The 13,405-nt window shown below is 44.5% G+C and carries 13 protein-coding genes; 10 read left to right on the top strand and 3 right to left on the bottom strand.

What is annotated here, in order from left to right; translation table 11 throughout:
* The first annotated feature begins 1 nt into the window (after position 1).
* Positions 2-223, top strand: coding sequence for a (Na+)-NQR maturation NqrM (gene nqrM, locus L4C32_RS06130; RefSeq protein WP_428195982.1), 222 nt, complete (start codon positions 2-4; stop codon positions 221-223).
* Between the two features lie 74 nt (positions 224-297).
* Here nqrM and L4C32_RS06125 read toward each other — a convergent pair whose 3' ends face one another.
* Complete coding sequence (locus tag L4C32_RS06125; protein ID WP_428195981.1) at positions 298-1,521, bottom strand: GGDEF domain-containing response regulator; 1,224 nt, start codon at positions 1,519-1,521, stop codon at positions 298-300.
* Between the two features lie 161 nt (positions 1,522-1,682).
* Here L4C32_RS06125 and dinB point away from each other — a divergent pair, with 161 nt between their 5' ends.
* The gene (dinB, locus tag L4C32_RS06120; protein WP_428195980.1) at positions 1,683-2,735 is read left to right on the top strand and encodes a DNA polymerase IV; all 1,053 of its coding nucleotides are present in this window, start codon (positions 1,683-1,685) and stop codon (positions 2,733-2,735) included.
* Positions 2,736-2,742: 7 nt separating this feature from the next.
* Here the strand turns inward: dinB and L4C32_RS06115 are convergent, their stop codons facing one another.
* Positions 2,743-3,663, bottom strand: a complete 921-nt coding sequence (locus tag L4C32_RS06115) for a LysR substrate-binding domain-containing protein (protein ID WP_428195979.1) — start codon at positions 3,661-3,663, stop codon at positions 2,743-2,745.
* 119 nt (positions 3,664-3,782) lie between these two features.
* Here L4C32_RS06115 and gcvPA point away from each other — a divergent pair, with 119 nt between their 5' ends.
* From gcvPA to L4C32_RS06075, 8 genes are read left to right on the top strand one after another with little or no spacing between them, the layout of a single operon-like run.
* Positions 3,783-5,171 (top strand): aminomethyl-transferring glycine dehydrogenase subunit GcvPA, encoded by a 1,389-nt coding sequence (gcvPA, locus tag L4C32_RS06110; protein WP_428195978.1) that lies wholly within the window; start codon positions 3,783-3,785, stop codon positions 5,169-5,171.
* Positions 5,171-6,754 (top strand): aminomethyl-transferring glycine dehydrogenase subunit GcvPB, encoded by a 1,584-nt coding sequence (gene gcvPB / locus L4C32_RS06105; protein WP_428195977.1) that lies wholly within the window; start codon positions 5,171-5,173, stop codon positions 6,752-6,754. The genes gcvPA and gcvPB overlap by 1 nt, the downstream gene beginning before the upstream one ends.
* Positions 6,754-7,956, top strand: a complete 1,203-nt coding sequence (locus L4C32_RS06100; RefSeq protein ID WP_428195976.1) for an ATP-NAD kinase family protein — start codon at positions 6,754-6,756, stop codon at positions 7,954-7,956. The genes gcvPB and L4C32_RS06100 overlap by 1 nt, the downstream gene beginning before the upstream one ends.
* 36 nt (positions 7,957-7,992) lie before the next feature.
* The gene (locus L4C32_RS06095; RefSeq protein ID WP_428195975.1) at positions 7,993-8,772 is read left to right on the top strand and encodes an SDR family NAD(P)-dependent oxidoreductase; all 780 of its coding nucleotides are present in this window, start codon (positions 7,993-7,995) and stop codon (positions 8,770-8,772) included.
* Positions 8,773-8,783: 11 nt separating this feature from the next.
* Complete coding sequence (locus L4C32_RS06090; protein ID WP_428195974.1) at positions 8,784-9,551, top strand: ATP-binding cassette domain-containing protein; 768 nt, start codon at positions 8,784-8,786, stop codon at positions 9,549-9,551.
* A 39-nt stretch (positions 9,552-9,590) separates the two neighbouring features.
* Positions 9,591-10,340 (top strand): transporter substrate-binding domain-containing protein, encoded by a 750-nt coding sequence (locus L4C32_RS06085; protein WP_428195973.1) that lies wholly within the window; start codon positions 9,591-9,593, stop codon positions 10,338-10,340.
* Positions 10,341-10,396: 56 nt separating this feature from the next.
* Positions 10,397-11,092, top strand: a complete 696-nt coding sequence (locus L4C32_RS06080) for an ABC transporter permease (RefSeq protein ID WP_428195972.1) — start codon at positions 10,397-10,399, stop codon at positions 11,090-11,092.
* Position 11,093: 1 nt separating this feature from the next.
* A complete protein-coding gene (locus tag L4C32_RS06075) occupies positions 11,094-11,777 on the top strand; it encodes an ABC transporter permease (RefSeq protein WP_428195971.1) in 684 nt (227 codons plus the stop codon).
* 45 nt (positions 11,778-11,822) lie between these two features.
* On the opposite strand, the gene L4C32_RS06070 is transcribed toward L4C32_RS06075, so the two are convergent.
* Complete coding sequence (locus L4C32_RS06070; protein WP_428195970.1) at positions 11,823-13,283, bottom strand: aminoacyl-histidine dipeptidase; 1,461 nt, start codon at positions 13,281-13,283, stop codon at positions 11,823-11,825.
* Positions 13,284-13,405: the final 122 nt, after the last annotated feature.

Raw genomic sequence — 13,405 nt, 5'->3', positions numbered from 1 at the left:
GATGACGATATATTTGGTAACTTTTGCTGTGTTTCTACTTGTCATAGCGGCGATGTCTGTTGGTTATATCTTCCAACAAAAAGTGGTTAAAGGCAGTTGTGGTGGACTAGGTGCGGTTGGTATTGCGAAAGAGTGTAACTGCCCTGAACCTTGTGATGCTAGATTAAAGCGTGAAGCTCGCGAAGCAAAACAGCAGCAGTGGAAAAAAGATCAGATCGTGTAGAGCTTACAGCTTAGAGTGTATAGCTACATAAAAAAGCAGACTTCGGTCTGCTTTTTTATGGGGAAAAGTAAGGGTTAATCCGAACAGACAATTTGATTGCGACCACTGTTTTTTGCGTCATACAATGATTTATCCGCCTTCTTGAGCATGACATCCAATTTATCAGCGCCGGAGGTCATGCCGATACTGATGGTGACACTAATCAAATCGCCATTAATGCTGACCGTATAATCTGCCAATTCACTACGCAACTGTTCTAACTGGGCATGAAAGTCGGTCGGTTTCATTGTTGACTGGATAACGAACTCTTCGCCCCCCATTCGCGCCACTAGATCATTTGGAAAGAAACTGTTAATGAGCTGTGCTGTCTCTTTCAATACTTTATCACCAGCATCATGACCATAGGTATCATTAACCTGTTTAAAGAAGTCGATATCCAACATGGCGTAAGTATGAGGTTTTTTCACTGAGACATGACTGGCAGAATCAAAGAAATGTCGACGATTCCAGAGCCCGGTTAAGCTGTCTTGATGCGCAAGGATATAGAGCTTATCACTGGAGTCTTTCATGTTCAGCATGTGGTGAATACGGCAGTAGAACTCCTCTTGGTTAAACGGCTTTCTTACATAGTCGTTAGCACCAGATTTAAGGAAACGAGCGGTAAGGCCAGGGTCATTGTTGCCTGAGACTCCCAATATAGCCAATTGGTTACGATCATGGCTTTTACGTATTTCACGAATCATCGTCAAGCCATCCATATTAGGCATGTCATGATCGGTAACGATGAGTGAGATCTCGGGGTGAGCGACGAGTTGTTTTATCCCTTCTATACCATCATTCGCAGTAACCACGGTGAGGTACTCTCGTTCTAGAAGCGTTGAAAGGTGATTACGTATGGTGGCAGAGTCATCAACCACTAAAATAGTATGTTGTTTATTGGCGTGTAAGCGCTTTAACAGTTGGGGAATATAAGCAACCGAGGCAGGACTGTCTTTAGGAATGTAGTCGATAACCCCTTTATCAAGAACACGTTGACGTATTTTTTCGTCCATATGCGCCGTTAATACAATGGTTTTAACATCATGCGATAAAACGAGATCAATCACTTCACCATCTTGCCCATCAGGCAGGCAGTAATCTAGAATCGAGCAGAGAAACTCTTCATCAGATTCTAATAAAGGGATGGTACCAGCAACAGATTCTGCCACTACAGCTTCATAACCTGCTCTCGCCAACTGGCTAGTTAACATGCGACGAATAGTTCGGCTATCTTCAACTACGAGAATTTTATTACTCACCAAAGCTCCTTGTCGATTTAATCTTATGTAACAACAAACACTTCCATTTGTAAGGTGTATATAATTTGATTGTTACACGTTAGACAGAAAGTGCAAGCTTTGAATTTCATCGATATCTTGTTATTATACCAATAGTACTGGATATAAAAACAGTTGTTGTAATGAAGAAAATTATACATGTGGATATGGACTGCTTTTTTGCGGCAGTAGAAATGCGGGATAACCCTGAACTGAGAGGGGTACCTATCGCGGTGGGAGGTAAATCGAGTCAACGTGGCGTATTGAGCACCTGCAACTATCAAGCGAGAGAATTTGGGATTCGTTCGGCAATGTCTACGGCGAAAGCCATGCAACTCTGCCCTGAGCTTGTGGTGGTGCCGGGACGCATGAATGCGTATCGGGAAGCCTCAATTAACATACATCAAGTTTTCAGCCGTTACACTTCCTTGATTGAGCCTTTATCTTTAGATGAAGCATATCTTGATGTGAGTAATTGTACGTTGTTTCAAGGCTCGGCAACCTATATAGCAGAGCAGATTCGTAAAGATATTTTTGATGAAACAGGGTTAACCGCTTCAGCCGGAATTGCACCAATCAAGTTTTTGGCCAAAATAGCCTCTGACATGAACAAACCCAATGGCCAGTTTGTGATCCCACCAGAGGATATGGAAGCAATCATCGACACCTTACCGTTGGAGAAAATCCCGGGAGTAGGAAAAGTGACGTTAGAAAAACTCAACAAGTCAGGGTTATTTACTTGTCGAGATGTATTGCAAAGTAATCAGAGGGAGTTGATCGTTAAGTTTGGAAAACTAGGGGCAATGCTCTGGTCTCGGTCTCACGGTATTGATGAGCGTGAGGTGATGGTGGAGCGAAATCGCAAATCAGTGGGCGTTGAGCGGACATTTGAAAAGAACATTCAATCTTATGATGAATGTTGGCAAGTGATAGAGGAGCGATTATACCCAGAGTTGGAGCGGCGGCTTAAACAAGCTAATGGTGACAACCCGATTGCCAAGCAAGGGATTAAAATGAAGTTTGCTGATTTTCAACAAACCACCATTGAACATAGTCATAACCAACTTGAGCTTGATGACTTCAAATTGTTATTGCATGACATATTAAAAAGACAAAAAGGGCGTCAAATCCGATTATTAGGGTTAAATGTAATGTTAACCTCCCATGAGCAGCAGCAACAACTCACATTTTTGTAATCGTTCACTACTCATCAGCCAAGTATTTAACATCATCGTTATATTGGCTATTGGCCTCATGCCGTAAAAATGCTCTTAATGCCATGATGGCAGGGTTATCTTTAGCAGAATCAGGATAGACTAACCAATATCTCTCTTTAGAAGGCAGGGAAATATTAAACGGTGAGACCAGTGCTCCTGATTTCAGGTCATCCTCTAAGACCGCAATTCTTCCTAAAGCGACACCTTCTCCGGCCAGTACCGCCATCAGCAGTACACTGGCATCATCAATTTGTGGGCCTTGGTTAGCGTTGTCTAGGCTTACATCATTTAACTTTAACCACTTAGGCCAATCGAGGTATGAGTCCTCATGTAGAAGAATAGCCCCCTCTAAATCAGCTGCATTTCTATCTCTTATCGTTTCCGCCATGTTAGGTAGCATCACAGGTTTACGATTTCCAGACAGTAGAGGCTCTGCAATAGTACCGGGCCAATTACCATCCCCCCAACGAATCGCAATATCGGCGCTGTCGCTCATAAGATCAACCGCATCAATAGAGTGATGCAAACGAAGCTGAATATCAGGGTGTTTTTTCCAGAATCTTCCCAACCGACTGACTAACCACTTCGTCGCAAGTGCCGGGGTTAATGAGAGCGTAATATTGCTGCTTTGTGTTTTTGATTTAAATCGATTTAAGCAACCCTTGAGTTGAGTTAAGTGTTCTTCAATCTCTACGGCAAACGCTTCTCCCTGCTGAGTTAGCTTAATACCCCGGTGCATTCGAGTAAACAACGTCGTGTTTAGCCATGACTCTAACTGTTTAATTTGATGGGTTATTGCTGGAGGGGTTAAACAGAGCTCATTCGCGGCTTTACTGAAACTGCCCAAACGAGCGCAACACTCAAAGGTGAGTAGGGTTTGCAAGGGAGGAAAGCTGTATTTTGCCATTAGGTTAAATCTCATTTAATCATTGATTAAAAAAACGTCAATTGTGAAGCCGCTTTTCTGCGATTAGTCTGGATGTATTAACAATTTACTTACATTACATAAAAGAAGGGAACTAGGCAATGGAGAAACAACGCGCCCATCCGTACCTACCAAATAGTGATCCAAGCATTAAAGAACAATTACTTAAAGAGATTGGTGTCAGTGATGTTGAAGAGTTATTAGTCGGCATTCCGCAATCCTTACGTATGGATAAAAGATTAAATCTACCTGAATCATATGAATCAGAGTTCGAACTTAAACGTCATGTACAGCAGATTTTAAATCAAAACAGCAGCTGTGATGAGAACGTAAGTTTCTTAGGTGGCGGCTGTTATCAGCATCACGTCCCGTCGATTTGCGATGAAATCAATGGGCGCTCAGAGTTTTTAACCGCTTATGCTGGTGAACCCTATGATGATCATGGTCGTTTTCAAGCGCTGTTTGAATATTGCTCAATGATGACAGAAATGCTTGATATGGAAGTGGTTAATGTTCCATGTTATGACGGCTATCAAGCTTCTGCCACGTCGGTTTGCATGGCGGGTCGTTATACCAACCGTACTAAGGTGTTGGTTGCCGACAATATGAATCCAGATAAATTTTCCATGATGCAGACCTACTGCCGCGCCAATGTTGAGCTGATTAAGGTGCCGATGTTGACTGAGAGTGGGTTAGTCGATCAACAAGCATTGAAAACGATGCTAAGTGATGAAATTGCCGCGGTCTATTTTGAAGTTCCTTCCTTTTTAGGACAAATCGAAGAGGGCAAAGTACTGACCGACTTGGCTCACTCTGCGGGGGCATTAGCGGTCGTGAGTGTGAACCCAAGTTCATTAGGCGCGATTACGCCACCAGCAAATTATGGTGCTGATATCGTTTGTGGCGACATTCAGCCACTCGGTATTCACATGCAGTATGGTGGTGGTCAAGGGGGGTTCATCGCCAGTCATGATAACCCAGATATGATTGCGCAATACCCATCACGTCTGTTTGGCATCATCCCGACCATTGTTGATGGTGAGTATGGCTTTGGTGATGTGGCTTACGATCGAACTTCTTTTGGTAAGCGTGAAGAGGGCAATGAATTTGTCGGAACCGCCGCAGCGTTGTGGGGAATCACTGCCGGTGTCTATATGGCATTGATGGGACCTCACGGTATGCAAGAGCTGGCTGAAGGGGTAATGCAAAAAACCAAGTACGCCATGAACTCCATCGCCAAGCTTCCGACAATTTCTGTGCCGTTTTCCAGTCAGTATCACTACAACGAATTTGTGGTGAATTTTGACCAAACTGGAAAAACAGTGAAACAGATTAACGAATACCTACGTAGCAAAGGGATCTTTGCGGGCCATGATCTTTCTGACTCATTTCCACAGCTTGGGCAGAGTGCACTCTACTGCTTCAGTGAAATTCACAGTCAAAAGAATATCGATGATCTGGTGGCAGGACTACAGGAGATGACAAAATAATGGAAAATATCAGCAAACATAGATCGTCAGATGATCAACCAAACATTAGGCGCTTCCATCAAGCAAAATGGGATGAGCCAATTATCTTTGAACTGAGTACTCCTGGTGAGCGCGGTGTTCTGGTTCCACGTGTTGAATCTGCAATTAGTGACAGTACTGGCACAGCGGCAGACTTGTTGCCGGCGTCAATGTGTCGTTCAGAGCCTCCTAAACTGCCGGAGATGTCGCAAAACAGAGTACTAAGACATTACTTACGCTTATCTCAAGAGAACTTGGGGGCTGATTTTCAAGTAGATGTGGGGCAGGGCACTTGTACTATGAAGTACAACCCAAAGGTCAACGAACAACTGGCTCGTCAGGCTAAAGTGCTAACCATGCACCCAAGACAAGATGACAGTACCACACAAGGCTTGCTGGATATTATGAGTCGAATGGAGCAGGTTCTCCAAGAAGTGTCCGGCATGGATCGTTTCTCATTTCAACCTCGGGCGGGTTCAGCAGCTATCTATACCAATGCGGCGATCATTCGAGCTTATCATGAATCTCGTGGTGAGCATGAACAGAGAGATGAGATCATTACCACCATGTTTAGTCACCCTTCTGATGCGGCGTGTGCCAAAGTGTGTGGTTATAAGATCATTAACCTATTTCCAGACGAGAATGGCTACCCATCAGTCGAAGCACTGAAAGAGGTGATTTCAGAACGTACAGCCGGGTTATTGATCACCAATCCTGAAGATACGGGGATCTACAGCCCACATATTAAAACCTTTGTCGACTTGATTCATGACGCTGGTGGTATCTGTGCGTATGACCAAGCCAATGCGAATGGATTACTTGGTATTACCAGAGCGAGAGATGCTGGTTTCGATCTTTGTCATTTCAACTTACATAAAACTTTTGCAACTCCACATGCGTGTGGTGGCCCTGCTGTTGGTGCCGTTGGTGCAACGGAAAAAATGGCCCCTTTCCTGCCCTACCCTTTAGTCGCCAGTAACGGTGGTGAGTTTTCATTAGAGCAAGCCGACGAACTGAGTATTGGTAAGGTAAGTTCATGGACAGGATGCGCGTCGATAGTGGTTCGAGCGTACGCTTGGGTCATGACACTCGGTGCTGATGGTCTGCGAGAAGTCTCTGATATCGCGATACTTAACAACAACTATTTGTTGAAGAAAGTGCTCGACATTAAAGGGATAGAGATGCCATATCTTGGTAATGGCCCACGCATAGAGCAAGTGCGTTATAGCTGGCAGAAATTGTACGAAGATACGGGGATCAGTTCGGAACAGATAGGGGTTCGCATGGCTGACTTTGGTCTTCACTATTGGACCAGTCATCACCCATATGTTGTACCACAACCTGTGACATTAGAGCCGACAGAAGCTTACTCAATGAAAGATCTTGATGAGTATGCAAATACGCTAGCTTTTATTGCTAATGAAGCCTATACCTCACCACAAATGGTAGTGGATGCACCACATAACTGCCCAATACATCAAGTGAAAGATGACACGCTCGATGACCCTGAGAAGTGGGCAATGAGTTGGAGAGGGTATCAACGTAAGCTGAAAAGGTTCGAGTAGTGTTTCGCCTCGGATTGATCGTTAACCCCGTTGCTGGTGTTGGAGGTCCTGCGGGGCTGAAAGGCAGCGATGGGGTTGATATTCAACAACAAGCAATATCAGCAGGTTATCAACCGAATGGCCCTAAACAGGCCAAACGGTTGATAGCAATATTGAATAAGTTGTGCGGCAATTATCAACTCTCTATCGAGCTAAAAACATGTGCAAATAGCATGGGAGAAAGCTACTGCGATGGTCGTGATATGCTGCCTTTAAGTGCCATTGAAAAAACAACCGTGGTCTATCAACCTATTGATAATAAGCTGTTATATCAGAGCTCAGGAACAGACAGCGAGCGGGCGAGTGTGGCATTAATAGAGCACGGTGTTGATCTATTGTTGTTTGTTGGTGGAGATGGTACAGCACGTAATATTTTTGATGGCATTGGCGATGGACATCCTGTGTTAGGCGTACCTGCAGGGGTAAAGATTCAGTCATCAGTGTTTGCCGTTAGTACCGAAGCAGCAGCACATATTGTGATGGAAGAGCTCAAACGCTATTACGGCAATCTTGAGCACGTTTCTAAGAGTTACTCATTGCTAAAACAGTGCCAACAGCGTGAAGTGATGGACATAGATGAGCCACTACTTCGTCAAGGAATTGTCGCCGCTAAACACTACGGTTACCTCTCTGTTTTGGATGGGCGATCGCGTTTGCAAGGCTCAAAATCCAGACGAAAAGTAGCAGGGGATGATCACTGCCTCGGTATCGCACAAGAGGTATTGGCGAGAATGGAACCGGATACGTTCTACGTATTGGGACCAGGTTCAACCACCTTTTCAATTAAACAGCAGATGGGAGGGGGAACCTTACTCGGTGTTGATGTGTACCAAAATCAGACGTTGATTATGGAAGATGCTAACCAGCAACAGCTCGAACAACGGTTAAGTAGTGACAGTCAGTGGTGTCTGATTGTTACCTGCATAGGCGGGCAAGGGTTTGTGATTGGTCGTGGTAATCAGCAGATCAGTTTCACCTTACTCTCCACACTCTCAAAATCACGATTATGGATCGTTGCTACGGTCAGTAAATTAGTTGAACTTCAAGGTCGGCCGTTGTTGATTGATAGCGGCTCAACCGAAATAAACACCCATTTATCGGGACACACTAAAGTCATCACCAATAACAATGAACAGACAGCGTACCCAATCAACATTGTTTAAGTTGTGAACTCAATACTAAAAAAGGCAGGAAAACAGATGGACATGAATAGACGTTTTGAAGGACAGGTTGCCATGATTACAGGTGCTGCAGGCGGTATCGGTGCAGCCACCGCGTTAGCGTTTGCCAAAGAGGGCGCCGCTATTGTTGCCGCTGATATGAATGAAGAGATGGGCAGGGAGCTGGTATCTCAGATTGAAAGCTTAGGTGAAAAGGCGATATTTGTGACGACCGACGTGAGCAAATCTCACGACTGTCAAATGCTACTTCAACGTGCTTTAGAAGCGTATGGCAAGGTGGATATTCTATTTAATAACGCCGGTATTACACGTCGTGCTTGTGTGGTGAACACCACGGAAGAGGAGTGGGATGCGGTCATGAATGTAAACCTAAAGTCCATCTTCTTAATGTGTAAATACGTCGTTCCTATCATGAGAAGTGCTGGTAAAGGTGTGATTGTGAATACGGCATCGGGCTGGGGAATTGTGGCAGGAGCAGAAGCGGTCTCTTACTGTGCTTCTAAAGGTGGAACCGTACTATTAACCAAAGCGATGGCCATTGATCACGGACCTCAAAATATCCGCGTGAACTGTGTTTGTCCCGGAGATACTCATACCCCGATGTTGGTCAATGAAGCAAGACAGTTAGGAGAGCCTGATAACGCGCTGATTGATGGTGCAACAGACCGCCCATTACAGCGAGTAGGCCGTCCTGAAGAGATCGCGAGTGCTGTGTTGTTCTTAGCCAGTGATGAGGCCTCCTTCATTACCGGTGAAGCCATGATTGTTGATGGCGGTGGGTTAGCTGGTTCAGCATAAGGAGATTCAGCATGACGACGCCAGTGATTAAGATTGAAGGGTTAAAGAAGAGCTTCGGTAATGTGGATGTATTGAAAGGCATCGATTTGGAAGCCGTAGAAGGAGATGTGATCTCTATTATCGGTTCTAGTGGTTCTGGCAAGAGCACGCTATTGCGCTGTTTGAATCTGCTTGAACGGCCAACAGAGGGCACTCTCTCTCTTTTTAACGAGACACTCAAATTAGAAAAAGAGAGTGACAATCAATTGGCGTCTTCAGACCGTAATCAGCTGGCGAAAATGAGAGCGAAAGTTGGATTTGTATTTCAAAACTTCAACCTTTGGCCTCACATGACCATTATTGAAAATTTGATAGAAGCCCCGATGCAAGTATTAGAGCTGAGTAACAGTGAGGCCAGGGAGAAAGCGGATTCTCTGTTAGAGCGAGTCGGTTTATCAGATCACGGAGAGCGTTATCCAAGTCAATTATCAGGTGGGCAGCAGCAACGTGTTGCGATTGCTCGTGCACTAGCGATGGACCCAGAAGTTCTGTTATTTGATGAGCCAACCTCGGCACTTGATCCTGAGCTAGTCGGGGAGGTGTTAGCAGTAATGCGAGGGCTGGCAAAAGAGGGGCGAACCATGCTCATCGTTACCCATGAGATGCGGTTTGCTCGAGAAGTATCCAATAAAGTAATTTTTTTGCACCAGGGAATGGTTGAAGAGAGCGGTACTCCTCAACAGCTGTTTGAACAGCCACAATCGCAGCGGTGTCGTGAATTTGTAGCTACTGAATATTAATAATAATGAAAAAAGATGAGCATCATCAAGGAGAATACAATGAAGAAACTCTTAACAACGTTACTTTCAGCAGCAACACTGCTGGCCTCTGTTTCCTCTGAGGCAGCAGACAAGCTCACCATCGCTACCGAAGGCGCTTGGGCTCCCTTTAACTATGTGGATGCAAGCGGCACCATTAAAGGCTTTGATGTGGATATTGCCAACGCCCTTTGTGCTGAAATGAAGGTAGAGTGCAATATTGTGATCAATGATTGGGATGGCATGATCCCCAGTTTGAAGAACCGAAAATTTGATGCCATTGTCTCAAGCATGTCAATCACCAAAGATCGTCTTAAACAGGTAGATTTTACTGATAAATATTATTCAGGTGGTTTACGTTTTGTGGCGATGAAGGGCAAAGAGTTCACCAACGACCCTTCTGCGCTAAAAGGAAAAACCATTGGCGCACAACGCTCAACTATTGCCAGTCAATATTTAGAAGATGAACTGGCGGGTGTTGTGGATATTAAGCTCTACGATAGCCAAGAAAAAGTCTATCTAGATGCTCAATCAGGACGTTTAGATGGTTTCTTATCTGATGAACTTCCGACACACGCTTGGTTACAATCAGAGAAAGCCCAGCAGTTTACCTTTACCGGTGAAGCGTTTGCCAAAGATGACATTATTGGTATCGCGGTACGTAAAAACGACAAGTTAAAAGATCAAATCAATAAAGCACTGGCTACCATCATTGCGAACGGCACTTACGCTGAAATTAATAAAGCGTACTTCCCATTTACCATCTATTAAATCATACAAGGCAGAAGGGGGCTTCCCCCTCTGCTGAGTAAGATAAGGACGTTGCTATGTGGTGGGAGTTACAGGGGTATTGGCCTCAGCTGATTGCAGGGACATGGATCACGTTACAACTCGCTTTTTCTGCACTACTGCTCGGACTATTTCTTGGTTTATTAGGGGCTGCTTGCAGCTTTTCAACGTTTAAACCATTGGCTATTTGGTCAAAGATCTACTCCGCGTTAATTCGAGGTACGCCTGAGCTTTTAGGGGTACTGATTATCTATTTTGGCGCTTCAATGTTAATTCAAGAGGTTGCCAGCTGGTTTGATTACCAAGAGTATATTGAAGTTGGCCCTTTTCTGGCGGGAACCTTAGCGTTAGGTTTAGCGTTTGGTGGATACGCCAGTGAAGTGTTCCGTGGCGCTTTTTTAGCGATACCACAGGGACAATGGGAGTCTGCTGCAGTGCTGGGCCTTTCTCGTCCCCGTACTTATATAAAAATCATACTGCCACAAGTATGGCGTTATGCCATGCCGGGTCTGGGTAATCTGTTTCTGATACTGTTAAAAGACACCGCACTGATCTCTGTGATTGGGTTACAAGACCTAATGCGTGAGACATCATTGGCGGTTGCCTTTACCCGTGAGCCATTTACGTTTTATTTCTCAGCAACCTTAATCTATCTGCTACTGACATGGGTAAGCATGAGGGTATTAGCGGGTATCGAGCGTTATTCTAATCGCGGTATAGTAGGGGGAATGTAATATGGATCTATCAGTCATTGTTGATCACTACCCTAAACTGCTTACTGGCGCAGTCACGACGTTAAAGTTAGTTGGGCTCTCATGTTTATTGGGGGCTATTTTTGCTCTTCCTTTGGCCTTTGCTCGACTTTCAGCAAAAAAATGGCTTAGCGGAGCCGCTTATGGTTATGTCTTCTTTTTTCGAGGGACACCGCTATTGGTGCAAATATTCCTTATCTATTACGGCGCAGCGCAATTTGTCTGGGTACGGGAGTCTTTTTTATGGGTGGTTCTTTCTAAGCCTTATTGGTGTGCCATTATTGCCTTTAGCATGAATACCACCGCTTATACGTCAGAAATCTTGCGTGGTGCGCTACAGAGCATTCCTAAAGGTGAAGTTGAAGCGTGTGAGGTGTTAGGAATGAGGCGATTTAAAATGTTTCAGCGTATCTTGTTGCCTAGAGCTTTTGGCATTATGTTACCCGCCTACACCAACGAAGTGGTTTTGATGCTAAAAGGGAGTGCTTTAGCCAGTACGATTACATTAATGGATCTGACGGGAGCGGCGAGAACCATTATCGCTAGGACGTATACCCCAATGGAGATTTTTATCTCAGCCGGCGTTATCTATTTTGTTCTTAGTGCGATGATTCTGTTTCTGTTTCACTTGTTGGAGAAGCGGACCAATCGATTTAGAGTGGCATAAAAAAACGGGAGCGCTAAGCTCCCGTTTTTATTGGTGTCGAATGAATTACGCTTTTTCAGGAATGTTATCTAAAATCGCAATCATTTGTTCCCAGTACAGCGCGACGGTATCAATTTTCACTTTCTCATCTGGAGAGTGAGGGAATTTGATCGTTGGACCGAAAGAGATCATATCCATGTTAGGGTAGGGTTCTTTAAATAAACCACACTCTAAACCTGCATGGATAACCATGATGTTGGGTTTGTTACCGTAAATATTTTCGTAAACATCGCGGAATGTGTGCATGATCTCTGAGTCTGGGTCTGGTTTCCAACCTGGGTAAGCACCAGTGAACTCACACTCAATGTTTGCTAGCTGAGAAACTGCAGAGAGCATACCTTCAACATTGCTACGTCCTGAATCCATTAGTGAACGGATTAAGCATAGAATGGTGACTTGATTTGCTTCTGTGGTGATAACACCGACATTCAAAGATGTTTCTACTACACCTTCAATGTCATCGCTCATGCGAATCACGCCGTTAGGGCATGCATTTAAAGAGGCGATAAAGCGATGTTGATCTGCCACTGACAACACGTCGTCATTAGTGGTTACGGCTTCATTAAACGTAACAAGATCCGTTTCAACTTTACCTAGCTCATGCGATAAAATCGCTTCAAACTGGCTGAACAGGTCAGCAAGTTGCGCTTCTTTCTCAGCAGGAACCGCAACAATGGCGTTCGCTTCACGAGGAATGGCATTGCGAAGGCTTCCACCATTGAAAGAGACTAAACGCAGACCAAGTTCAGCAGCGTGACCAAATAGGAATCGACCTAACAGTTTGTTAGCATTTCCACGGCCAGTGTGAATATCACAACCAGAGTGTCCGCCTTTCAAGCCTTTTAGTACCAGTTTGCGAGTCACTAAACCAGTAGGTAAAGCTTCACGAGTAATATCAACGGTCATTGTACCGTCAACACCACCGGCACAGCCCATGTATACTTCGCCCTCTTGCTCAGAATCAGTATTTAGAAGAATGTCTCCTTCTAACCAACCTGCTTTCAAGCCAAATGCACCTGTCATGCCCGCTTCTTCATCTATAGTAAGCAGTACTTCTAAAGGTCCATGTTTGATCTCTTTAGATACGAGCACTGCCATACAAGAGGCCATACCCATACCGTTGTCAGCACCCAGAGTGGTACCTTTTGCCGTTACCCACTCGCCATCGATGTACGGCAGAATAGGGTCGGTAAGAAAATCATGCACGGTATCTTCATTTTTTTGAGGAACCATGTCGAAATGCGCTTGCAGTACAACACCTTTGCAGTTCTCTTTCCCCGGGGTTGCTGGTTTAGTAATAATAATATTACCCACCTCATCACGGCGAACGTTCAAACCTTCAGATTTAGCCCACTCTACAACGTATAGCGCTAATGCTTCTTCATGCTTTGAAGGGTGAGGAATTGAGCAAATTTTATCGAAGAACTGCCAAACGGCTTTTGGTTCTAATTGACTAATTTCTGACACGGATTTCTCCTTAATGACTGTGATGGTTTATATGCAGCATAATATACGAGTTTATTACTTAACTTTACCTGATCTATATCGATATTTTGAACGAATATAGAACTCCAAGCTAACTTTTTAAT

Source organism: Aliivibrio kagoshimensis, from assembly GCF_050337105.1.
Classification (GTDB): Bacteria; Pseudomonadota; Gammaproteobacteria; order Enterobacterales; family Vibrionaceae; genus Aliivibrio_A; species Aliivibrio_A kagoshimensis.
This window is presented reverse-complemented; position numbering and strand designations above follow the sequence as displayed.

Coding starts and splice junctions, on each gene's coding strand:
- dinB (WP_428195980.1), top strand. CDS start 1,683: ATGAAGAAAATTATACATGTGGATATGGACTGCTTTTTTGCGGCAGTA.
- L4C32_RS06085 (WP_428195973.1), top strand. CDS start 9,591: ATGAAGAAACTCTTAACAACGTTACTTTCAGCAGCAACACTGCTGGCC.
- L4C32_RS06115 (WP_428195979.1), bottom strand. CDS start 3,663: ATGGCAAAATACAGCTTTCCTCCCTTGCAAACCCTACTCACCTTTGAG.
- nqrM (WP_428195982.1), top strand. CDS start 2: ATGACGATATATTTGGTAACTTTTGCTGTGTTTCTACTTGTCATAGCG.
- L4C32_RS06090 (WP_428195974.1), top strand. CDS start 8,784: ATGACGACGCCAGTGATTAAGATTGAAGGGTTAAAGAAGAGCTTCGGT.
- L4C32_RS06080 (WP_428195972.1), top strand. CDS start 10,397: ATGTGGTGGGAGTTACAGGGGTATTGGCCTCAGCTGATTGCAGGGACA.
- gcvPB (WP_428195977.1), top strand. CDS start 5,171: ATGGAAAATATCAGCAAACATAGATCGTCAGATGATCAACCAAACATT.
- L4C32_RS06095 (WP_428195975.1), top strand. CDS start 7,993: ATGGACATGAATAGACGTTTTGAAGGACAGGTTGCCATGATTACAGGT.
- L4C32_RS06075 (WP_428195971.1), top strand. CDS start 11,094: ATGGATCTATCAGTCATTGTTGATCACTACCCTAAACTGCTTACTGGC.
- gcvPA (WP_428195978.1), top strand. CDS start 3,783: ATGGAGAAACAACGCGCCCATCCGTACCTACCAAATAGTGATCCAAGC.